Genomic DNA, 22,072 nt, shown 5'->3' with positions numbered 1-22,072 from the left:
TAACCATTGATTTTAAGAAAGACGCTGATCAGCGCAATTGTATTGGGTCTTGCAGGCTGCCAAAGCCTGCCGGCTCCTGAACAGAATGCGCCAGAGAAAAAAGTACAGAAAGAACCGCCCAAGGAAATCCACGATCCTTCCGGCGTTATGATTCATCCTTATGACCGCCCTGACATTGAGCGCAAGCGCCTTGTGATTCCGGAACAGCAGGAACGCGTTCAAAGATTTGAAGATGGCCGCAACCTGCCAGCCTTTAAAAAGCTCATGCAGCAGACACAAGCGTTTTATGCCAAAGGTGAGCTGAATAAGGCCGAAGATAGCGCAATGCAGGCACAGCGCCTTGCACCGCAATCAGCTGAAACCTTTATGTATCTGGCAATGATTGCCAGCCGCAAGAATCAGCCAGCTAATGCCGAAGCCTTGGCGCAGCGCGGTTTAAGCTATGCGCAAAGCGGCCCGATGAAAAAGCAGCTGTGGAAAATTATTCTGCAGGCTGGACAAAAGCAAAAGAAAACTCAAACCATTCAAAAAGCGCAGCAAGCATTAAAAGCCCTTTAAAAGACTTTTAATGCTTCGGCTGGAATTTTTATAGAAAGCGCGCACCTGCAATGCCATAGCCATGATGATGCTGCACATCAGTTAAACGCTCTGGCGTCATCCCGCCCAATGCAAATACGGGAATATCCAATTGCTTTGCGATCTGTGCAAATTGTTCCCAGCCTAAAGGCCTCGCATCCGGATGTGTTGCTGTCGGCAAAACAGGGCTGAGCAGAATGGCATCACAGCCTATGGCCTGCGCATGCAAAGCAGAGATTAAATCATGACAGGCTGCAATATGGCGGCAGCCAATTTTTAAATCACCTGGCTTCAAGTGCATCAATTGCGCCTGCTTAAGGTGAATTGCGCCTATATTCTGCTGCTGAATGCTGTTCAGCTGCTTCCAGAGTTCTATATTGATGATCAATTTATCCAGCAGATTAATATTGCATGCCGCCAGCGTGATCAAATTTTCCTGATTCGCCTCAACCCGCCAATACATCAGCTGCTGCGCATTCAACTGCTCCACTGCAGACAGATCACTAGAAATCTTGATTTGATGCTGCCAATGCAGGCGCTTCAGCATCGCTTTATTGGCTTTCGGAAAATTTAAACCCAGCAATTGGTCACGGCTGTACCATGTCCACGGCTGCTGAATTTCATTCAGCAGTTCATCAGGCACGGCGGCTTGAAACACATGCAGATTCACCACGACATCATCATATTCATGACGGATAAAATCGAACGCTTGCCAATTGTTCAGCCCTACGCCGACCTCTTCATATATTTCACGGCGGCAGGCTTCGGCAGGCGTTTCGCCATCTTCAACTTTTCCGCCAGGAAATTCATGCTTATTGCCCTGATGCTGCGATGCTTCACGCCAGCCCACCAAAACTTTGCCCTGATGCAGCAAAATGCCGATCGCTATATGCAGATTTGGCTTTGACATAAAACCGGTTCCATTTTGTTAAAATTTTACTGAGTGTAAGCAAATTTGAGTTTTTTATAAAATATTATCATTTACCGTTGACAGGTCTATTCGATAATGATTATCATTTAAATCACTCAAACACACCACGGAGTCAACGGAATGAACGCACCATTTAGCTTATTTACACGCCACACAGAATCTCATCATGCACTGCCAATGCTGCACTCGAATAACTTATTTGCATTAGGCCGTGAAATCCGAATCATGCACGCGGGTGAAGAATACCGCTTACGTTTAACGCGCAACAACCGGCTGATTCTCACAAAATAATTAAAATAGCGAAAGAATAATAAACGTGGGAATAAGCAGTATGCGCTACTTCATACTGCTTTTTTTAATGCTGTTGATCATATTCAAAAATGAAAGCGCACAAAATCAGCTGATCCGCTCTGCCTGAGGCAGCAGAATTTGCACTTGCAAACCGCCCATGGCCGATTTTGAAAAGACCACTGCGCCTTGATGCAGTTCGATAATTTTTTTACAAATGGATAAGCCGAGTCCCGACCCTTGAGTTTGCGTACCCAAAGCGCGGTAGAAACGCTCACCTAAGCGCGCTAAAACTTCCTCAGTGACCTCTGTGCCATTATCCTCAATCTTCCACTCCACCTGCTGACTCACTTCTGCTATCTGAATCTGCAGCTGCCCATTGCGGCTGGCGTAACGCACGGCGTTGTCCACTAAATTGCGCAGGCAGGTAAACAGGAGCTCTGTATTGCCAAAAACCTGCAGCGGACTCGTGTGCACCGCTACATGGATTTCTTTTTGCTGTACAAATGGCGCGAGCGCCTGCAGCACCTCATGTGTGACATCGGCCAAATCAATGCGTGTTTTGATTAAATCATTTGGCTTGGATGGATCGAGCCTTGCCAGCAGCAGCAAGTTTTCCAGCACTTGTGTGCCGCGGCTGACGTCCTGCTGAATTTGCAGCAATTCTGCCGGCAATTGCGGATGATCCTGATATTTACGCTTTAAAACCTGCACCCGCATTTGAATGGCAGACAGCGGAGAACGCAATTCATGTGAAGCATCTGCGGTAAAGCGCTGTTCTGCAATCAAAGCCTGCTTGACCCGTTCCAGCATATGATTAAGCTGCTGCACCATCGGCTGCAGCTCAGCCAACTCAGGCTCAGGTGAATTAATCGGTTCTAGATCATCAGCGCTTTTTTCTGAGATTTGCTGTGATAGAGCATGAATATTTTTAAATTGCTGCTTTACAGACAAATGCACAATCAGCCATTGCAAACACCACAGCACCGCTAAAACCGCTGCATAACCCGCCGCTGTAGAAATAATCTCTGCAAAACGCACGTCTAATGGCTGCACGGCATACAGCGTCATCCCTGATTCATTTTGGACATAAGCCCGCCATAATTCCCCCCTATGCCACATGATGGAGTAGCCATGCTCAGAATGATGCTGCGCCAAATACTGAAAAACTTCATTTTGCGCATCTTCAGACTGAGTTAGGGTTTGCCCCTCATAAATCAGGCGGTAATGAATATCAAACTGGTCACTCAGCTCATCAATTTGATGTCCCGAACTATGCGCTATATCAGTCAGCAGCAGCATGTCTGAGATTTCATCCATAATCTCATCCTGCAAATGCATGGTCTGATACACTGAAATGCCCAGCAGCAGCAGCAGGGAAATTAAACCCGCAGCAATCGAACTGAAAACCGAGGTTTTGACCAGCCGATGCTGCAGCGAAACCGCCTGTTTTTTCTGCATGCCTTATTCCTGCGGCTGATTCATGCGGTAACCCAGGCCGCGTATCGTTTTGATGTACTGACTGCCGATTTTTTTGCGCAGCTGGTAAATAAAAACTTCAATGGCGTTGCTCTCAATTTCATCACCCCATGCATATAGTGACTCTTCTAGCTGTTCTCGGGTAATGACATGCTCTGGCTTTTGCATGAGTTTATAGAGGATTTGAAATTCTTTGGCTGTCAGTGTCAGCGTTTCATCATTTTGAATAACAACTTTTGCCTGCGTATCCAAAGTCAAATCTGCGAAATGGATTTGCTGGCTATTCACACAGTGCTTCTGGCGCATTTGCGAACGCACACGGGCCGACAGCTCTTCCAGGCTAAACGGCTTAACCAAGTAATCATTGGCGCCTAAGTCCAGACCTTCTACACGGTCTTGCACACTGTCCCTTGCCGTTAAGAAGATCACTGGCGTATTCAGCTGCTTCTTCCGCAGGGCTTGAAGAATTTCATCGCCTGTTGCTTTGGGCAAGCCGCGGTCCAGCAGTACGCAATCATATTGATGCTGCTCAATCGCGGAGATGGCAAAATCGCCTCGCTCCACCCAGTCAATGCTGTAGCCATCCATTTCCAGCCAAGTTTTTATACTTTGCGCCTGAGAGGCATCATCTTCCGCAAGTAAAATTCTCATAAAGCCTCTGCCTATTGATTGCTAATCTTTGATTCATGATACTGCTTAAATTTCTTTACAGCATTGTTATTACACAAATAAAAACAGCATGCCTATAGCTGTAGCGGCATGCTGTCATTTGATTCAAAGCTGCTGTTCATTGCCCTATGCGCGGATTAGAACTTGACTGAATCCACATCAATGCTGACACGTTTGGCCGGCTTATAATCAATATCAATTTCGCCAGTAATGGTGACCGGTGTTTTGGCCAAGACTTTTTTGCCATGCCAAAGCTTGTCGTCAATTTCTACTGTAATGGTGCCAGTGCTGTCACGGAACTGATATTTTTCATCACCCAGCGACTTGACCACATGGCCTTTTAATTCAACTTTTGCATCATCTTTCATGGCCAGCGCCTGCTTCACTGTAACTGCCTTGGCAAAAGAAGCATGATTGACCGCTTCATGCCCTGCATGCTCTGGCATTGCAGGCGCCTTTGCTGTATTTGCCATAGACACCGCTGATACAGCAGTAAAACCAGCAGCCAAAATGACTTTAGTGAACTTATTCATGTTCTAGCCTCATAGTTGTGTTGTATTGCGTTAAAATCATTTAAACAATTGCAAATGAACTGAACCTTAAGAGCGCATTGCCGGCTGAAAGCGCTACCGATCTTAATTCAGCGGCACAACCCTTAAGACCTCTTCTAAGGTGGTGATGCCGGCAACCACTTTACGCGCGCCCGCAATTCTCAGCGGCTCAATGCCTTCCTTGCGCGCCTGCAAGCGCAGCTGCGCTAAGTCCGCATGGGCGCCAATAAGATGCTTAGCCTCCAAACTCAAGGGCATGAACTCATAGATGCCGACACGGCCTTTATAGCCGGTATGACGGCAAGCCTCGCAGCCAACCGCTTTAAACACAAATTCAGGCGTTTTTACATTGTAATCAAAGGTTAAATGTTTCCATTCCTGATCATTGATGAAGGTTTCTGCCTTGCAGTGCGGACATAACTGACGCACCAAGCGCTGCGCTAATACTCCAAGGATTGTTGCTGCGGTTAAAAATGGCTGAACACCCAAATCATGCAGGCGGGTTAAACTGGATGGCGCATCATTGGTATGCAGCGTCGACAACACCAAATGCCCTGTCAATGCAGCCTGAATCGCCATATTGGCGGTATCCTGATCCCGGATTTCCCCGACCATAATAATGTCCGGATCTTGGCGCATCAGCGCGCGCACACCGTCAGCAAAACCAAGGTCAATGCCTGTATTGACCTGCATCTGGTTAAAGCTCGGCTCCAGCATTTCAATCGGATCTTCAATGGTGCAGACATTGACTTGTTCTGTCGCCAGCTGCTTCAGCGATGAATACAGCGTGGTGGTTTTGCCTGAACCCGTAGGGCCCGTCACTAAAATGATGCCGTGACTGTGGCTGGTCAGCTGATTCCACGATTCCTGCAGGCGGCCTTCGAATCCGAGCTGCTGAAAGCTTCGCACCAGCACGTCTGGATCAAAAATACGCATGACCATTTTTTCACCGAAGGCAGTCGGCAGTGTCGATAAACGCAGCTCCGTTTCCTGCCCTTTCGGCGTTCGGGTTTTTAAGCGCCCATCCTGCGGCTTGCGCTTTTCCGCAACATTCATCCGGCCTAAAATCTTGATCCGGGAAATCACCGCAGTCAATGTATTCGCAGGCATGTTGTAAATGGTATGCAGCACGCCGTCAATACGGAAACGCACCTTGCCGGTATCCTTGCGCGGCTCTAAGTGAATATCGCTAGCGCCCTGCTCAAAGGCAAACTGCAGCACCCAATCCACCAGCTTAACAATATGCTGATCATTGGCATCCGGGTTTTGCGAATCTCCCAGCTGCAGCAGCGCCTCAACCCCTTTATTTTCACGGTCATAAGACGATGATTTTTGCGATGAATTCACCGCACGGCTGACTTGGTAATATTCCACCAAATAACGCTGCAGCTGATCTGGGCTGAGCAGCACACGCTTAATCTTTCTTGGAAGCACTGTCCGCTCTAAATTGCCCACCCATTCAGATTTATAAGGCTGATCGGTTGCAATTAAGACATATTCATTTTGCAGCTCTACCGCCAAAATCTTATTGCGCATGGCAAATTCTTGCGACATGACACTGGTCAGCGCCTGAACATCAGCTTTTAAAGGATCAATAATATAAAACGGCAGATCTGCTTTTTCTGACAGCCACTGGCACAGCCGGTTCAACGTTAATTTGCTTTGCGGATGGCTCAAATCGGCTAAATTGAAATTGGCAATCCACTGCAAAGGATGCCATTTCAGCTGATCACGCTGACGGTGCGTGGTTTGCACCAGCATTTTCTCACGTTCTGTAATACGGCCGTCTTTTTGTAATTGCTCTAAACACCAAGAGGTGTCAATCTCAAAATTAAATGTCATTCGTTCATGTCCCCAAACATGGCTCAACTATAGCAAGTTTTCACAGCGCTGTTGCACTATAAAAAGGACTTATCTGCCGCTCACTGGACTCCATATAATCCAATCTCAGATAAATACTGTTAATACCATATTATTTTTAAGGATTAGTTAATTTAAGCTGATTTTTGCTTGATCATTCTTGAACGCATCGCCTATATTTTAGACTCGTATGCTCTTTTAAATTTAGGGGGTAATGCTTGGATTTTTCAATGCTTTCAGTCAGTACAGGTAATTTTCAGGAACTGCTTGCCATGTTTGCCTCTGCATTGGGCTGCGGACTGCTGATTGGCTTAGAGCGTGAGCGCAGCAAGCAGCGGGAAAATCAGCACAGTTTTGCAGGGTTACGTTCTTTTGCTGTCTGCGCGCTGCTGGGTGCAATGTGTTTTTTATTAGGCCCTGCGATTGGCATTACCGGTGCAATTATTGTTGGCGGCATTGTAGTGTTATCCCTCAAAAATCAGCCGGAAGATCCAGGCATTACCACTGAGCTTGCTTTCGTTATGACGTATTTTATTGGCGCAATGTGCCTATGGAATGCGCCCTTAGCCGCAGGACTGTCGGTATTTTTGACTATTATTTTAATGGCAAAACACTCGATGCACAGCATTGCTGGAAAATGGATCACTGAAGCTGAATTCAAAGACGGCTTGTTCCTGCTGGCGCTGATTTTAATTGCGCTGCCTTTAACCCCCAATATGCCGCTTTGGGGAGCGGTGCTGAACCCCTATGTCATTTTAAAACTGCTGAGCCTGATTTTAGCGGTGCAGTCCTTAGCGCATATTGCTAAACGCCTGCTGAACTCTAAAAATGCCATGATTTTGTCTGCTGTCGCGTCTGGCTTTGTATCCAGCACTGCAACCATTGCCAGCTTAGGCATGGAAGTCCGCGCTGGGCGTGCAGACGCCAAAGCCAATGCAGGAGCCGCACTAATGTCCTGCGTCGCCACCTTGCTGCAGCTGCTGATTATTGTCGCTGGCGTCAGCATGCTGTGGCTGAAAACAATTATTCTTCCAACCATAATTGCCGCCGTAATTTTAGCCTGCTGCGCGTACTGGCTGCTGCGTACAGCGGCGCCGACAGAGCAAATGATGCAGACGGATACCCGCATGTTCAGCCTAAAAGAAGCAGGCATCATTGCCCTGAGCTTAACGCTTATTCAAGCCGGCGTTTACGGGCTGAATCTATGGCTGGGAGATGCAGGCTTAATCGCAGGCACGCTGCTGGCTTCTTTATTTGAAATTCATGCGGCCATGGCGACAGTCGTCATACAAGGAACGCCTGCGGATCAAGCTGTATTTTGGGCCTTCTTTTTAGGACTGGGCGCGCACGCTGCGGCAAAGTCAGTCAATGCCTTACTGACCGGCGGCTGGAAGTTCTTTCTGGCTTTCGCGCCTGTGCAATTTTTCCACATGGCCGTGCTGATCGCCCTTTTATGGTGGACTGTTTAAATGTAATTACTTTGCACACACAGCCAAACCAGTAATATGCACCACATCTGCTTCAACTTTAAATGCCGCATCGACAGCATCAAAGCGCAGCTTATACACCCGGTCAGCATCTTCCTGATATGCAGGACGCGGATCTAGAGACAGCACTTGCTCCAATTCTTCAGTCATTTGCGCTGTGATATGCGACTGCTGCATTAAATACAGCTTCTGCTGCTGCGCATCGCTGGTCCAAAGCACCTGCTTACGCTTCGGTTCTTGCTGCGCATAGCCGCTGCGCGCATCCAGCACTGCATCTGAATAGCGGATATACGGCTTGATATCAATAATCGGCGTTCCATCCAGCAAGTCACTGCCTGTGACATAAACCCGCACAGACTTACCGACTTTTTTTACTTCCTTCAGCTGCACCACCGAAAGTCCTATCGGTGCAGGACGGTACATGCTGCGTGTCGCAAATACGCCGATTTTTTTATTGCCGCCTAAACGCGGCGGCCGCACTTGCGGCCGGAATGCAGTCTGTTCCTTCTGATTTTTATTGTCATGAAATTGCCACACCAGCCAAAGATGACTGAATTCATCAATCCCCTCAAATGCCAATTCATCATTATATGGCGCCTGCATTTCAATATAGGACTCTACCTGCACTAAATTGGGCTGGCGCGGAATACCGAACTTTTCTTTGTAGGGAGAGCTCATATACCCAATAATTGGCAGATTTAAGCCTGTCATAATCACTTTTTCTGATAAGTTCAATTAAATATATTCAGTTTATCGAGAATGTTTTTAGATTAGAATAGCAACCTGTTCTAATTTGATAATTTATTGAGACCTTTAATGGCTGCTTTCAACGTCGAAAAGATTACTCACGTACACCACTGGAATGACACTTTATTCAGTTTTAAAACCACCCGCGATACTGCGCTGCGTTTTAAAAATGGTCAATTTGTGATGATTGGTCTTGAAGTGAATGGCAAGCCTTTAATGCGCGCATATTCGATTGCCAGCGCAAACTACGAAGAAGAGTTAGAGTTTTTCTCTATTAAAGTGCCAGATGGCCCTTTAACGTCTATTTTGCAAAAAGTAAAAGTGGGCGATGATATTTTAGTGTCCAAAAAACCGACAGGCACTTTGGTTCTTGATGACTTGAACCCAGGCAAAAACCTGTACCTGCTTTCTTCAGGCACTGGCCTTGCGCCATTCTTGTCAACCATTCGCGATCCTGAAACTTACGAACGCTTTGAAAAAATCATCGTTGTTCACGGTACACGTTTTGTTTCTGAATTGGCGTATCAAGATTTGATTGAAAATGAAATTCCAAATCATGAGTTTTTCGGTGAGCTAGGCGCTAAAGAAAAGTTAGTATACTACCCGACAGTGACACGTGAAGATTTCCATACACAAGGCCGTGTCACAACTGCCATTGAGTCAGGTCAATTATTCGAAAAAATTGGCCTGCCGCGCTTTAACCCAGAAACAGACCGCGCAATGCTTTGCGGCAGTCCAGCTTTCCTTGACGATGTTGCAGCGCTTCTCGACCAGCATGGCTTGAAAGAATCGCCTAAAATGGGTGTTCTTGGCGACTACGTGATTGAACGCGCATTCGTAGAAAAATAAGATCTCCTGAATCTTTAAAACCGAGCTGAGACAGCTCGGTTTTTTATTGCGCAAACGTTATTTCTCTTTTTTAAGTTTGAATTATCAAATTAAGAATATTGAATAATGAAACTCATAAAAAGCTTAAATATTAAACAGCCTTTTCTCTTTTTTTTACTAAGTGTTATAATATTTTCACAAATCCCCATCATCATTGATGAATTCTTTACCCAAGAGTGAATCAATCACTGACTTTGTTACATAGACATCTATCCGATGTGAATTGACCAAGCATTTACCTTTCTCAGTTTACTTTTCTTGCCTATGCAACCAAGCCATTAATTTAATAGGCATGGTATGAGCACAGAAACACCCTCCTCTCCAGAGCGCACTGGAGCTAAAGTCTATCGGTATTTTTTTATCGTTTTGACTGTACTCATTGCGTTATTTCTTATTATTCAAGGCTCTAAATTACTTAGCCTTGGCGGTACAAGCTATTATCTCATTGCCGGCATCACGTATTTTGCGGTTGCTGTTTTATATGCAATGAAAAGAACGGCTGGCTTGCAGCTTTCTATTGTCACATTGATCGCCACTGTTCTTTGGTCTATTGCCGAAGTTCAGGCACTCGATTTTTGGCAATACATCCCGCGTTTAGTCGTTCCAACTATTTTGTTTGTGCTTAGCCTTTGGGCCAGCCTCAGCCTTCCCGCTTTAGAAATAGGCAAAGTAAAAATCGCCAATGCTGTTGGCTTTGCAGGTTTTGCTGCCTGTTTAATGGCTTTAATTGCCATGTTCTTCCCGCACGGTAAAATTTTAAACCCGATTGATATTGTTCAAGACCCTGCATTAGCAAAACCCAATGCTGAAAATTCAGATAACTGGGAATACTTTGGCCGTAACGGCAACGGCACACGTTTTGCGCCCTATAGTAACATTACCCCCGAAAATGTTAAAGATTTAAAAGTGGCTTGGACGTATCACACTGGCCGCGATACCAAAGCTGGGGTTGATGAAAATACCCCGATTCAAATCGGCAGCACGTTATATTCGTGCACACCCACCAATATTATTTCTGCAATTGACGGTGACAGCGGCAAGGTGCTTTGGAAATATGATCCTAAAGCAAAAACTGCTGAACACATTACCTGCCGCGGTGTCGGTTATTATGACGCGGCCAAAGATCAATCTTTAACTGTTGCAAATTTAGCATCTCCAGCGTTAACAGCGTGTCCACAACGTATTTTAACGTCTACTGTCGATGGCCGCTTAATTGCCTTAAACGCTAAAACGGGCGCATTGTGCCCTGAGTTTGGTGTCAATGGCCAAGTCGATGTCTTGCATGACATGGGGCCTACTGAACAAAGTAAGCGTTACCACCCAACCTCTACACCGCTTATTGCAGGCCATGTTGCCATTCTTGGCGGCTGGGTCCGTGATATTGTGCATGGTGAACCGTCTGGTGTGGTCCGCGCTTATAACGTGCGTACAGGCAAACTGGCTTGGGCTTGGGATGTGGGCAATCCTGAACTGACCGGTGAACCGAAAGACGGCAAAGGCTTCAGCAAAGAAACCCCCAATATGTGGACAATTCCGACATATGACAAAGATTTAAACCTGGTTTACTTGCCTACAGGTAATGGCCCTCCCGATTATTGGGGCGGTGACCGCAGTGCAGCCAATGAAAAATTTGGTTCCTCAGTTGTCGCAGTCAATGCGTCTACAGGTAAAACGGTTTGGTCTTATCAAATGGTTCACCATGATGTCTGGGATTATGACATTCCGTCACAGCCTGTGCTTTATGATGTCACCAATGACCAAGGCCAAAAAGTTCCTGCATTAATTCAAACCACTAAAATGGGCATGATCTTTGTTCTGGACCGCCGTACCGGCAAACCTATTACGAAAGTTGAAGAACGCCCTGTCGATACCCATGGTGCAGAAGGCGAAAAACTCTCTCCGACTCAGCCATTCTCTGTCGGCATGCCGCAAATTGGCAACACCACACTGACTGAACAGGATATGTGGGGCATTTCTACCTTTGACCAATTGGCTTGCCGTATTGACTTCAAAGACTCGGTCTACAAAGGCATGTATACAGCGCCGGGTGAAAAACCCTATATTGAATGGCCAAGCTTGCTGGGCGGCATGAACTGGGGCGGTATGTCGATTGATGAATCGACCGGCATCATGTATGTCAACGATATGCGTATGCCGCTTCGGATGTCTTTAGTGCGTAAAGAAGACGCGGCTAAATACAAAATTTCGACTGATGAAGTGCCTGGATTCATGGGCACCATTCGTCCGCAATATGCAGGCGCTTATGCAGGTATCAAAATTGATATCATGCAGTCTAAATTAGGCGTTCCATGCAACAAACCGCCCTTTGGCACCATGACTGCGATTGACTTGAAAACCAAAAAAGTCATCTGGGAAGTGCCAATGGGGACAGCCAAAGAATTAGGTCCATTGGGTGTAAAAACACACATGCCAATGCCTTTAGGCATGCCGACTTTAGGCGGCCCAACAACAACGGCTTCCGGTTTGGTGTTCTTTGCCGGCACTCAAGATTACTACTTGCGTGCACTGGACTCTAAAACAGGTAAAGAAGTCTGGAAAGCGGAACTTCCTGTAGGCGCCGTTGCAGCACCGCTGATTTATAAATCACCGAAAACCGGCAAACAATATGTAGTCATTTCTGCAGGCGGCGCCAGCCACTCTAAAGATGTCGGTGACTACATTATTGCTTATGCCTTGCCCGATCAAAAGTAAGCTCAATTTTTAGAATTGCTTTCAGACCGAAATAAAAAACCGGAGCTCAGGCTCCGGTTTTTTTATTGATTAAGCATTAAAACAGGATCATCCTTCATGGTTTTTTGGCAGTGAATGGGCATCCCTGAAGGCATTGGGGCAACCGGTAAAAATGTCAATGAACTGCCGGATAAGCTCAACATCTGATTATCAGCCCAATCAAATTTCTGGAAAACTTCCTTCAGGCGGGCAGCATAGGCTGGATCATCAGAGTGCACAGCCTTCAGCTGGATTTGGCTCAGCCGGATTGTATTGCCCTTTAAAGACCAGCCGCCTCCACGTGAATGGAAGATTGCCTTTCACGTTCACCCTGCCGTATTTGTGTGACACTTTCAGAACGATAGGTGCCATCTGCACGGTACTCATCCCGCGTATTGGTTTTAATTTGATACTCGGCAATCTCAGAACGGCAGTGCCATTTACCAATCAATTTGAGACGGTTCTGACTTTCCATCTGGGTAAAAGCGGTTTCTGCAGATACCGCAGCCAGCGCATGCTGAGCACTGACAAATATCAGTGCCAATAGGCCTATTTTGAAAAGAGTTATTTTTTGCATTTTTTAAATGAATTATCAGCTTGCTGACATATTAAGCAGTAAATGGCATTAAAAGATAGTCCTTTAAAAAAGCGCACGGTTCTTTTGGAGAATACCGCATTCAATGCATCTTTCCGTTCTGCAGTAACATCAGCACTACATGAGCGTCTAATTCCCGGCCAGCCTAAAAGCCATAAAAAAACTCCAAAAATAGCTTATAAACTTATATTTACTCTGATTTTTATTTTGCCTAAACTTCATTTACAACGATAAATTTAAAAAACAGCACGTTATGACGTTTCCAGAACTCAAGTTTAAAGACTTTTTACACCCGCGCCCGCAGCCCAAAGGGCTTGATGTGCAATGCAAGCTGCAGCATTTTGCCTTAGTCACCTATGCCTTAGACCCTGAGCGCTTTACCCATATCATTCCTGAACGCTTTAAGCTGGATACCATTCATTATCAGGGCAGAGAACAGGCGTTAATGTCGGTTGTTCCTTTTATCGATGTGGATTTTACCTCTGCGGTTTATCCTTTTCCCAAATTCCGAATGGGGCAAACCAATTACCGTGTTTATGTGATTGATCAGGAAACACTGGAGCGCTGCGTCTGGTTTATTGGCACCACGCTGGATTCCTGGACGCTGATCGTGCCCCGCTATGTATGGCAATTGCCCTGGCATGCAGCCGAGTTCACTTTTGACTGTCATCAGGATGCTTTAGGCTTCTACAGCCAATATAAAATGCAGACCCGGTCGGCTTGGGCCGCAGCTAAATTAAGCCTCAGCCAATCTGCAAATGATCCGTGGAATTTTGAAGGCTTTCCAGACTTAGAAAGCTATCAAGTTTTTTTAACTCATCCTTTAGCAGGTTTTTATCACCGCAGAGATGGAAAATTAGGCACTTACCGGGTCTGGCATGACCGGCTGCAGCCTAAACCGGCAAAACTGCTGCATGCGCGTTTTGAACTATTGGCGAAACTGAATCTAGTTTCATTTGAAGAGCAATTAAAGCCTTATAGCGTGCTTATAGAACCGGTCAATGAATTTACAATTTATCTGCCTCCAGCACTAATCAGCAAATGAATAAGCAAAAAAAGGCATATTTTGTAAATTTTCAGCACAATTGTAAAAAAAATGAACAAAAATAGATAAGCTTTTGTTGTTTTTTAAATCAGAACCCTTATAATTTAGCAAAACAGACAAGTCTGTCTATTTTGCTGCTAAAAAACCGAATGAATTAAACATTCAGAGGGTACAAAATAAATACAAGAAGATGCTTTAAGCTTCTCATCCCCAGTGTGTTCATTGTTGCTACAATGGTGAACACACTGGAACATAAAACTATTTATCAGCAGAGCGTGATTAACCCAGTTAATCACGCTTTTTTATTTTCAGTACTGTCCAGCTATAGCAAAAATCTCAAGATAGCCGCAGCGCAGCCGAGCTTTATGGACTTAAGCGTCATTATGCTTAAGCTAATTCCAGCTGAATCAGGGTTTCCACCCGTTTCCAATAGTCGTCTAGATGAACTTGCGCGGAATCAATTTGCGCCTGTATGGTCATTCCATCCAAAATACTGGATAAGAAAGTGGCCAGCTGTTCCGGCTGCCGAATGCCTAAATGCTGCAATGCATTGCTCAGCTGCGCTTTCAGCCATTCCTTATAATCAATGGCCGGCTGCAATGAAGATGGATAAATTTTTGAAATTTCTTCTACCGCTTTCTGGAACATGCATCCGTTAAAATCGGCGGCGCGAAACCAAGCGTCATACCACACAAATATGGTTCTAATATGAGACAGGTAGTCATGCGAATCACATTGAGCGATTGCAGCATCTAAAGACTGCTGCAAATTCTGATTTCTGGTCACCAGACATTCTTCAATTAATTTTGCCTTAGATGGAAAATATTTATAAAACGTCATTTTAGCAACGCCAGATTCGCTGATGATCCGGTCTATGCCAATAGAATTATAACTATGGGAGTTGAACAGATTCAGCGCCGTGTTAATGATGTCTTGTTTTTTTGACATTTATTTTACCTGATGTACAAAACTTTAAAATTAAAATTAAGCCATTGGGATGTAAGAACAGCACATGAATAAAAAGTGCATCGAAATATTATATGAATTATATCTTAAATTTAGAGCAATACTGTTTTTTTATAAAAAATACTGTGTATGCAAAAAAGCAAGACATTGAAATATAAGTAATTAAATTACACAAAAAACTGGCAGAATGCAAAAAATTTTACTATGATAAAAAAAGATGAAAATTAAAATTTAATGCCGTATATGAATACATTCTCCTTTACTCAATCTGAACAGACCCGCACAGAACTTCTGCATTTTATTCAGAATTCCTTAAATGCTGAGTTATGGAAAACCAATACGCAGGCAGTCAATGCATTAAAGCAGTCTATCGCTGACCATGCTTTATTCCAGCACCCTATGCTGCAGAAACTTCATCAATGCCAGCTCAGCCTAGAACAGCTTAAATTTATACATCTCAACTATTTTACTGCAATTGTTAAAAATTTTACGGATGCGCTGAGCATGGCCATTTATCAGGCATGCAGTTTAGAAAAATGCCCGAATATTGACGCCGGAAAACGCATTGCATCCAAAATTTATGCCCGTTACTTACTGTCACTGAACCTGATGGATGAGCTGGGGTTCAATACCCGCCAGCTGGAAAAAAGTTCGGCGGCCAAATCGCATTTAGTTTATTTTTTAACCTTGCTGCAGCAGCTGAACTTAGACCCAGCAAACCATCAGCAAACAGAACCTGAAGCATTTGCACTCGCGCAGTTTATTCAAAAACATATCAACTCATATGCCGATTTATTGCTGATTTTGGCCTGCACAGAGCTTCAGGTGATAAAATTCAGTGAAGCATTGCGAAATAATATGTCTGTGTATGACCGCCTTTTTACTGAAGGCTACTATGCCTGCCACGGCATTGCTGAACAAGGCAGCGCAGAGCTCGCCAACGATGACAATCATGAAGATGATATTTGGGCCCTGCTGACGCAGTGCTATTCTCAAGAAAATGAACTGCATTTCATGCAACTGCAGTCTGAATATTTAGAACTTTGGAATCATTTTTGGAGCAAAATGCAGCCGCATGCAGCCTCACTTGAAACACTCTAATCCCGGCTGCAGCCAGCAATACGCCTAGCTGCAAGTCTGCTTTAACACAAGCGAAAGGCGCTGCGCTGATTTTGCCGACAAATCAGCTGTATTCATGCGAACACTCAAAACAAATCATTGTGAATGTCGTAATGGGATCACAAATTTTCATTCAAGCGCCTGTTTTTCCAAAGGGTTATTTCTGCGCTCCTGCAATGCATTGAGGATCACTTGATAACCGCCCGTTAACCCCAGCACAGCCATAATTACAGCGACAATAATATCCGGCAGCAGGCTGCCTGTGCCAAATACCCCAATGGCGGCCAAAATCACCGCCGCATTACCAATGGCATCATTACGGCTGCAGAGCCACACCGATTTCATATTGGAATCGCCATCGCGGAAAGCATATAAAATTGCCGCAGATGTGACATTTGCAGTCAGCGCAAGCACGCCGATTGCGCCCATGGTCATTGCTTCAGGCGGAAGGCCTTGGATGGCGGCATAAACGACTTTAGCCATGACAATTAAGCCAAACGCTGCCATGACCAGCCCCTTCGCTAATGCAACCGTTGCCCGCCAATACAGGCTGGCGCCAAACACGGCCAAAGAAACGGCATAATTGGCCGCATCACCCAAAAAATCCAGTGAATCTGCCCATAAGGATGAAGAATGCGCATAAGCGCCGCCAATCAGTTCAACGAAAAACATGGCAATATTAATGAATAATGCAATCCACAATGCGGTTCTGAATTTGCTGTCCGGTTTTTGCGGCGCCGGCGCATGACTGCAGGTACAAGCCATTTAAAAATCCCTCTATTCGTATTATGCTTATTCAAAACTATGGACTAACTCCAAGGTCAAGCCCTATGAACCCAAATAGCGCTGCTGGATATTTAATTAAAGATTTAGTGCAAAAAACCGGGCTAAGTGCCGATACCATCCGCTTTTATGAAAAAAAGCAGCTGATACAGCCAAGCTTTCGGGGCGCAAATAATTACCGCTACTATAATGACGATGCTTTGCGCAGATTGGTTTTTATTCAGCGCTGCCGCGCATTGGATATGACCTTAAAAGAAATTCAACGGCTGATTGAACTGGAGCAGAATCCTGAACAGGACTGCCGCGCCGTCAATGATTTAATCGATGAGCATTTACAGCATGTGCGGAACCGCATTGCGGAACTGCATAAATTTGAAGCACAGCTGCTGCAGCTGCGCCAATCCTGCACGTCTCAAAGCACAGTTGATGACTGCCAAATTTTAAAGCAGCTCGAGTCTTTCAATTAAATAAGCGAACTTGACCAATGGCTGATGCATAACAAGGCCGAATGCTTTAGATCGCGTGCTGATTGACCCGTTTCGACAGCGCTTCAGCGGATTCCTTACGCTCTGAATAGCGGTCGGTTAAATAGCCTGCCTGCCCTCGCGTCAACAGCGTGAACTTGTACAGTTCCTCCATCACATCCACAATCCGGTCATAATAGCTGGACGGTTTCATGCGGTCATTTTCATCAAATTCCAGAAAGGCTTTGGGCACAGATGACTGATTCGGGATGGCAATCATGCGCATCCAGCGCCCCAGCACACGCATTTGATTCAAGGTATTAAATGACTGTGAACCGCCGCAGACCTGCATTAAAGCCAAAGTCTTGCCTTGTGTGGCGCGGATAGCTCCTGCTGCCAGCGGTATCCAGTCAATCTGCGCTTTCAAGATAGAGCTCATCGCGCCGTGGCGCTCTGGCGAACACCACACCATGCCTTCCGCCCATGCCAAAAGCTCATGCAGCTCCAGCACTTTCGGATGTGAAGCTTCCGCATCTTCCGGCAGCGGCAGGCCTTTAGGATGAAAGATTTTCACCTCTGCGCCAAACTGCTGCAAAATACGCCCGGCTTCCAGCACCGCCAGACGGCTGAAAGAGCGCTCACGGTTTGAACCGTACAGCAGCAAAATGCGCGGCGCATGCGCCAAGGCTTTGGCCTGTACCTGTTCAAATTCAGGTGTTTCAAGCAGTTCTAAATCAATATTCGGCAAACTCATATTTAACTCTTTATTCAGCGCATTTAGCCCGCCCATATATCCCGCATACTGATGACCAATGAGTGTATGGAATATGGCTGAGACAGTGAAAACTAATCCATTGGTGATGGCCGCGCCGCTAAAAAACTTTTTTGCGCAGCCACAGGGACACACTGACCAAAGCGATCAGCACAGGCACTTCAACCAAGGGCCCAATAACTGTGGTAAAAGCAACAGGTGACGCCAAGCCAAAGGCGGCTATTGCGACTGCCAAAGCCAGCTCAAAATTATTGCCTGCTGCTGTAAAAGAAACGGCGGCCGTTTTCGCATAATCATTGCCAACCCATTTGCTCATATAAAAGCTCAGAAAGAACATCAGCACAAAATAAATGCTCAATGGAATTGCAATTCTGAACACATCCATGGGCAGGCTCAGCACTTCCCCGCCTTTTAAACTGAACATGGCTACAATGGTAAACAGCAATGCCAGCAGGCTTACAGGACTGATCTTTGGAATAAACTTTTGCTGATACCAATCCAGCCCCTTGCGTCTGACTAAAATGTTCCGCGTCAAGAAACCCATTAAAAATGGAATGCCCAAATACACCAGCATTGCCTGGGTAACCGTCCAGTAACTGACATCAACAACTTGAGCTGCCACGCCCAGGTATGGCGGCAAAACCGTCAAAAACAGCCATGCATAAGTGCTGAAAAACAGAATTTGAAAAATGCTGTTAAACGCAACTAACGCCGCAGCATATTGATTATCGCCGCCAGCCAGATCATTCCAGACTAAAACCATTGCAATACAGCGCGCCAAACCGATTAAAATCAGACCTGTCATATACTCTGGATAATTCTGCAGAAACACGACAGCAAGGATAAACATCAGGCATGGGGCAATGAGCCAATTCTGAACCAAAGATAAAATCAGCGTACGCTTATCCTGAAATACCGCAGGCAAAGCGTGATAATCGACTTTAGCCAAGGGAGGGTACAGCATTAAAATTAAGCCGATGGCAATCGGCAGATTGACAGATCCGAGGCTGAATTGATTCAAATGTTCTGGCACTTGCGGAAACACTGCTCCTACCACAATGCCAAACGCCATGGCGATAAAAATCCAAAGTGTTAAATTACGGTCTAAAAATGATAGTTTTTTAGCAGTCATGTCAGACTCAATTATGTAATTTCAGCAATTTTTTCAATTTCTTTGTTTAATTCTTGTTTCGTTAAATGGGCAAAATCCAGCATAAAAAATGCATCCAGACGGCGGTTAATATGGTCTGCCGTGGCCTGAAAGGCCGCCAATTTTTCAGTTTCAGGCAGGTCTAAATGCGAGGGATCTTCCAGCCCCCAATGCGCTTTCAACGCTTTGCCCAAATACAGCGGGCATGGCTCCTGCGCCGCCGAACTGCAAACTGTAATGACAATTTCCGGCTGAAACGCTTCACAATCCTGCATGCTTTTGCTGCTAAAACGGCCAGTCGAAAGTCCTAAACTTTGCAAAGTTTTAATGGTTAAGGGATGCACCTGCCCTGATGGCTGGCTGCCCGCGCTGCAGGCACTGAAACCTTCAGGCGCGCGCGCATTGAATAAGGCTTCCGATAAAATGCTTCGGCAGCTGTTTCCTGTACATAAAAATAAAAATTTCATAATATTTACAATAACCTGAAAAAAATTAATCGCAACAGCCGCTATCTGCGCATGCTTTCTGTTGAAAGCCAGAATGCGCTCCTGCCGAAGCCTGCAAAACGTCATGGCACCAGCCCGGCAAACTGTCATGCAGGCGGTAATATACCCATTGCCCTTGGCGCCGATCTTGCAAAATCCCCCCCTTGCGCAGCAGCGCCAAATGACGGGAAATTTTTGGCTGGCTCATGCCCAGTCCGGCAGTTAAATCACAGACACAGCGCTCGCCTTCCTGCACGATCATCATCACAATATCCAGCCGTGTACGGTCAGCTAAGCATTTAAAAAATTCGTCTTGATTCATAGTATATATGCATATCTGTATTTCCATATATACTAATACAGAAATTGTTTCATTTGAAAGTCTAAGCCAATCTTTTTAGCAGCAATCCCGAGCTTTTTACTGGGTTGAATCCTTTTTTTTTATCCCTAAAATAAAGCCATAAATTTTTTATGCCTTTAATGACATGACCATTTCACACGTGACTGAACTCCTCTCTCCTGCCGGTTCGCTGAAGAATATGCGCTACGCATTTGCTTATGGCGCAGACGCCGTATATGCAGGTCAGCCGCGTTACAGCCTGCGTGTGCGCAACAATGCTTTTGATCATGACAATCTGCAAATCGGGATTTCCGAGGCGCATGCACTGGGCAAAAAGTTTTATGTGGTGGTGAACATTCAGCCGCATAATTCTAAGCTGAAAAACTTCATCCGGGATTTAGAACCTGTGGTGGCCATGCAGCCTGATGCGCTGATTATGTCCGATCCAGGCTTAATCATGATGGTGCGTGAACACTTTCCGGATGTGCCTGTGCATTTGTCTGTACAGGCCAATGCGGTCAATTGGGCGACTGTAAAATTTTGGAAAAACATGGGCCTGACCCGCGTGATTTTGTCGCGTGAGCTGTCTATGGAAGAAATTGAGGAAATTAAACATAACGTGCCAGATATGGAAATTGAAGTTTTCGTACATGGCGCGTTATGCATGGCTTATTCCGGCCGCTGCTTACTTTCCGGCTATATGAACAAACGTGATGCCAATCAAGGCGCTTGCACCAATGCGTGCCGCTGGGACTATAAAATTCACGAGGCAGCTGAAGATGAAACTGGCGATGTTATACCAGTAACACAAATTGAAGAATCATCATGCTGTCAAAACAAAGATGCCGACGAGCAGCACGCCATACAACAACACCAATTTGGCGAGCCGGTTTTATTACAACGCAATGAAGAAGACATGTTTGCAGCCGAAGAGGATGAGCATGGCACTTACTTCATGAATTCAAAAGATCTGCGTGCCGTGCAGCACGTGGGCCGTTTGACTCAAATGGGCATTCATTCGCTGAAGATTGAAGGCCGCACCAAATCTTATTTTTACTGCGCCCGCACAGCGCAAATTTACCGCAAAGCCATTGATGATGCTTTAGAAGGCAAGCCTTTTGATCCTGCGTTAATGTCGCAGCTGGAAGGCTTGGCCAACCGCGGCTATACCGAAGGCTTTTTACGCCGCCATGTGCACAGTGAATACCAAAATTATGAAACCGGCTCTTCGCGCTTTGACCATCAGCAGTTTGTCGGTGAAGTTTTAGAGCGCAATGGCGGTTACCTCAAAATTGAAGTGAAAAACCGATTCATTGTTGGCGACTCGCTGGAACTCATGACCACTTCAGGCAATATCACTTTTACATTAACAGAAATGAAAGACAAAAAAGGCAATCTGATAGAAGATGCTAAAGGCTCTGGCCATATTGTCGATATTCCTGTTCCGGCGGATGTTGATATGGCTTATGCCCTGCTGATCCGCAATTTGCCTAATTCGGCTGCAGATATTTCTGCATCGTCTTTGGCTTATCAGGCTTAAAGGCTTGTATGGCATTGCTGATTACCGACAAGTGCATTAACTGCGACATGTGCTTGCCTGAATGCCCGAATGAGGCCATTTATGAAGGTGAAAAAGTCTATGAAATAGATTCAGAGCGCTGCACAGAATGTGTGGGTTTTTATGACCACCAAACCTGTGTTTCAGTCTGCCCGATTGAATGCATTATTGTGAATCCTGAACATGTGGAAACGCAGGAACAGTTAATGAAAAAATTTGAGGGTTTAAATTTATTTAGCAAATAACCTTGGGGAAGGCAGGATAAGAGGAACAAAGCGGTTAGAAAGTTCCCAACAATAATAATATGTACAATGAAAACAACACCTAACACACTGTGTTGAGAACAAGCCAAAGTAACTGGGGATACTTTGGCTTGTTCTTTTCTATTGGACATAAAAAAAGGAACTTTGGTGTTAGCATCCAAAGTTCCCAAGAGGTGAAATCTAAAGCGCATTTACATTGATATTTTACTGATTGCGCTCAAATGCGGGCATCTGAGCGCAATATCATATTCACTGTACAATCTTACATTCCAGAGCGGATGATGTAATCAAAAGCGGACAATGATGCTTTCGCGCCTTCACCCGTT

The 22,072-nt window shown here is 45.4% G+C and carries 24 protein-coding genes; 11 read left to right on the top strand and 13 right to left on the bottom strand.

The window, feature by feature from the left end; translation table 11 throughout:
* Nucleotides 1–6 precede the first annotated feature (6 nt).
* Nucleotides 7–558 (top strand): tetratricopeptide repeat protein, encoded by a 552-nt coding sequence (locus OKC24_RS11270; RefSeq protein ID WP_130145139.1) that lies wholly within the window; start codon nt 7–9, stop codon nt 556–558.
* 28 nt (nt 559–586) lie between these two features.
* Here OKC24_RS11270 and OKC24_RS11265 read toward each other — a convergent pair whose 3' ends face one another.
* A complete protein-coding gene (locus tag OKC24_RS11265; RefSeq protein ID WP_130145137.1) occupies nt 587–1,486 on the bottom strand; it encodes an NUDIX domain-containing protein in 900 nt (299 codons plus the stop codon).
* Nucleotides 1,487–1,627: 141 nt separating this feature from the next.
* Here OKC24_RS11265 and hemP point away from each other — a divergent pair, with 141 nt between their 5' ends.
* Entirely contained in the window at nt 1,628–1,798 is a 171-nt protein-coding gene (hemP, locus tag OKC24_RS11260) for a hemin uptake protein HemP (protein ID WP_005011010.1), read from the top strand.
* A gap of 105 nt (nt 1,799–1,903) precedes the next feature.
* Here hemP and OKC24_RS11255 read toward each other — a convergent pair whose 3' ends face one another.
* The 4 genes from OKC24_RS11255 to tfpB form a co-directional block, all read right to left on the bottom strand.
* On the bottom strand, nt 1,904–3,256 hold the full coding sequence (locus OKC24_RS11255; protein ID WP_130145135.1) for an ATP-binding protein: 1,353 nt from the start codon (nt 3,254–3,256) through the stop codon (nt 1,904–1,906).
* Nucleotides 3,257–3,259: 3 nt separating this feature from the next.
* Nucleotides 3,260–3,925: a response regulator transcription factor gene (locus OKC24_RS11250; protein ID WP_130145133.1), complete on the bottom strand. Its 666-nt coding sequence runs from the start codon at nt 3,923–3,925 to the stop codon at nt 3,260–3,262.
* Between the two features lie 155 nt (nt 3,926–4,080).
* Nucleotides 4,081–4,476: a NirD/YgiW/YdeI family stress tolerance protein gene (locus OKC24_RS11245; RefSeq protein WP_130145131.1), complete on the bottom strand. Its 396-nt coding sequence runs from the start codon at nt 4,474–4,476 to the stop codon at nt 4,081–4,083.
* A gap of 102 nt (nt 4,477–4,578) precedes the next feature.
* Nucleotides 4,579–6,336 carry a type IV pilus assembly ATPase TfpB gene (gene tfpB, locus OKC24_RS11240; RefSeq protein ID WP_130145129.1) on the bottom strand — a complete coding sequence of 586 codons (1,758 nt, stop codon included), beginning with the start codon at nt 6,334–6,336 and terminating at the stop codon, nt 4,579–4,581.
* A gap of 248 nt (nt 6,337–6,584) precedes the next feature.
* Between tfpB and OKC24_RS11235 the strand changes: the two genes are divergently transcribed.
* A complete protein-coding gene (locus OKC24_RS11235) occupies nt 6,585–7,823 on the top strand; it encodes an MgtC/SapB family protein (RefSeq protein WP_130145127.1) in 1,239 nt (412 codons plus the stop codon).
* Nucleotides 7,824–7,829: 6 nt separating this feature from the next.
* On the opposite strand, the gene tsaA is transcribed toward OKC24_RS11235, so the two are convergent.
* A complete protein-coding gene (tsaA, locus tag OKC24_RS11230) occupies nt 7,830–8,552 on the bottom strand; it encodes a tRNA (N6-threonylcarbamoyladenosine(37)-N6)-methyltransferase TrmO (RefSeq protein WP_131276420.1) in 723 nt (240 codons plus the stop codon).
* Nucleotides 8,553–8,657: 105 nt separating this feature from the next.
* On the opposite strand from tsaA, the gene OKC24_RS11225 reads away from it, so the two are divergent.
* Nucleotides 8,658–9,437 carry a ferredoxin--NADP reductase gene (locus OKC24_RS11225; RefSeq protein ID WP_005011025.1) on the top strand — a complete coding sequence of 260 codons (780 nt, stop codon included), beginning with the start codon at nt 8,658–8,660 and terminating at the stop codon, nt 9,435–9,437.
* Between the two features lie 336 nt (nt 9,438–9,773).
* The gene (locus OKC24_RS11220; RefSeq protein WP_131276400.1) at nt 9,774–12,188 is read left to right on the top strand and encodes a membrane-bound PQQ-dependent dehydrogenase, glucose/quinate/shikimate family; all 2,415 of its coding nucleotides are present in this window, start codon (nt 9,774–9,776) and stop codon (nt 12,186–12,188) included.
* A 298-nt stretch (nt 12,189–12,486) separates the two neighbouring features.
* On the opposite strand, the gene OKC24_RS11215 is transcribed toward OKC24_RS11220, so the two are convergent.
* Nucleotides 12,487–12,783 (bottom strand): hypothetical protein, encoded by a 297-nt coding sequence (locus tag OKC24_RS11215; RefSeq protein ID WP_252151900.1) that lies wholly within the window; start codon nt 12,781–12,783, stop codon nt 12,487–12,489.
* A gap of 42 nt (nt 12,784–12,825) precedes the next feature.
* Between OKC24_RS11215 and OKC24_RS11210 the strand changes: the two genes are divergently transcribed.
* Together OKC24_RS11210 and OKC24_RS11205 are read left to right on the top strand one after the other, a co-directional pair.
* Nucleotides 12,826–13,035 carry a hypothetical protein gene (locus OKC24_RS11210; RefSeq protein WP_213073344.1) on the top strand — a complete coding sequence of 70 codons (210 nt, stop codon included), beginning with the start codon at nt 12,826–12,828 and terminating at the stop codon, nt 13,033–13,035.
* Between the two features lie 19 nt (nt 13,036–13,054).
* On the top strand, nt 13,055–13,846 hold the full coding sequence (locus OKC24_RS11205; RefSeq protein ID WP_131276401.1) for a DUF2071 domain-containing protein: 792 nt from the start codon (nt 13,055–13,057) through the stop codon (nt 13,844–13,846).
* 387 nt (nt 13,847–14,233) lie between these two features.
* Here the strand turns inward: OKC24_RS11205 and OKC24_RS11200 are convergent, their stop codons facing one another.
* A complete protein-coding gene (locus tag OKC24_RS11200; RefSeq protein ID WP_005011036.1) occupies nt 14,234–14,794 on the bottom strand; it encodes a TetR/AcrR family transcriptional regulator in 561 nt (186 codons plus the stop codon).
* 261 nt (nt 14,795–15,055) lie between these two features.
* On the opposite strand from OKC24_RS11200, the gene OKC24_RS11195 reads away from it, so the two are divergent.
* A complete protein-coding gene (locus OKC24_RS11195; RefSeq protein WP_130145117.1) occupies nt 15,056–15,913 on the top strand; it encodes a hypothetical protein in 858 nt (285 codons plus the stop codon).
* 147 nt (nt 15,914–16,060) lie between these two features.
* Here the strand turns inward: OKC24_RS11195 and OKC24_RS11190 are convergent, their stop codons facing one another.
* Nucleotides 16,061–16,696, bottom strand: coding sequence for a cation efflux transmembrane domain-containing protein (locus OKC24_RS11190; RefSeq protein ID WP_130145115.1), 636 nt, complete (start codon nt 16,694–16,696; stop codon nt 16,061–16,063).
* Between the two features lie 65 nt (nt 16,697–16,761).
* Between OKC24_RS11190 and cadR the strand changes: the two genes are divergently transcribed.
* A complete protein-coding gene (cadR, locus tag OKC24_RS11185) occupies nt 16,762–17,181 on the top strand; it encodes a Cd(II)/Pb(II)-responsive transcriptional regulator (RefSeq protein WP_130145113.1) in 420 nt (139 codons plus the stop codon).
* A 46-nt stretch (nt 17,182–17,227) separates the two neighbouring features.
* On the opposite strand, the gene arsH is transcribed toward cadR, so the two are convergent.
* From arsH to OKC24_RS11165, 4 genes are all read right to left on the bottom strand, one after another.
* Nucleotides 17,228–17,932 (bottom strand): arsenical resistance protein ArsH, encoded by a 705-nt coding sequence (gene arsH / locus OKC24_RS11180; protein WP_130145111.1) that lies wholly within the window; start codon nt 17,930–17,932, stop codon nt 17,228–17,230.
* 118 nt (nt 17,933–18,050) lie between these two features.
* Complete coding sequence (gene arsB, locus OKC24_RS11175; protein ID WP_130145109.1) at nt 18,051–19,082, bottom strand: ACR3 family arsenite efflux transporter; 1,032 nt, start codon at nt 19,080–19,082, stop codon at nt 18,051–18,053.
* Nucleotides 19,083–19,093: 11 nt separating this feature from the next.
* The gene (locus OKC24_RS11170; RefSeq protein ID WP_130145107.1) at nt 19,094–19,567 is read right to left on the bottom strand and encodes an arsenate reductase ArsC; all 474 of its coding nucleotides are present in this window, start codon (nt 19,565–19,567) and stop codon (nt 19,094–19,096) included.
* A gap of 25 nt (nt 19,568–19,592) precedes the next feature.
* A complete protein-coding gene (locus OKC24_RS11165) occupies nt 19,593–19,907 on the bottom strand; it encodes an ArsR/SmtB family transcription factor (RefSeq protein ID WP_130145105.1) in 315 nt (104 codons plus the stop codon).
* A 163-nt stretch (nt 19,908–20,070) separates the two neighbouring features.
* Here OKC24_RS11165 and trhP point away from each other — a divergent pair, with 163 nt between their 5' ends.
* Both trhP and OKC24_RS11155 read left to right on the top strand, forming a co-directional pair.
* Nucleotides 20,071–21,465 (top strand): prephenate-dependent tRNA uridine(34) hydroxylase TrhP, encoded by a 1,395-nt coding sequence (gene trhP, locus OKC24_RS11160; protein ID WP_131276402.1) that lies wholly within the window; start codon nt 20,071–20,073, stop codon nt 21,463–21,465.
* 8 nt (nt 21,466–21,473) lie between these two features.
* A complete protein-coding gene (locus tag OKC24_RS11155; RefSeq protein WP_131276403.1) occupies nt 21,474–21,728 on the top strand; it encodes a YfhL family 4Fe-4S dicluster ferredoxin in 255 nt (84 codons plus the stop codon).
* Nucleotides 21,729–22,072: the final 344 nt, after the last annotated feature.

The sequence above is a fragment of the Acinetobacter entericus genome (genome assembly GCF_026168575.1).
Lineage (GTDB): Bacteria > Pseudomonadota > Gammaproteobacteria > Pseudomonadales > Moraxellaceae > Acinetobacter > Acinetobacter bouvetii.
The sequence above is the reverse complement of the archived record's forward strand: the minus strand, read 5'-3'. Positions and strand labels throughout refer to the sequence as shown.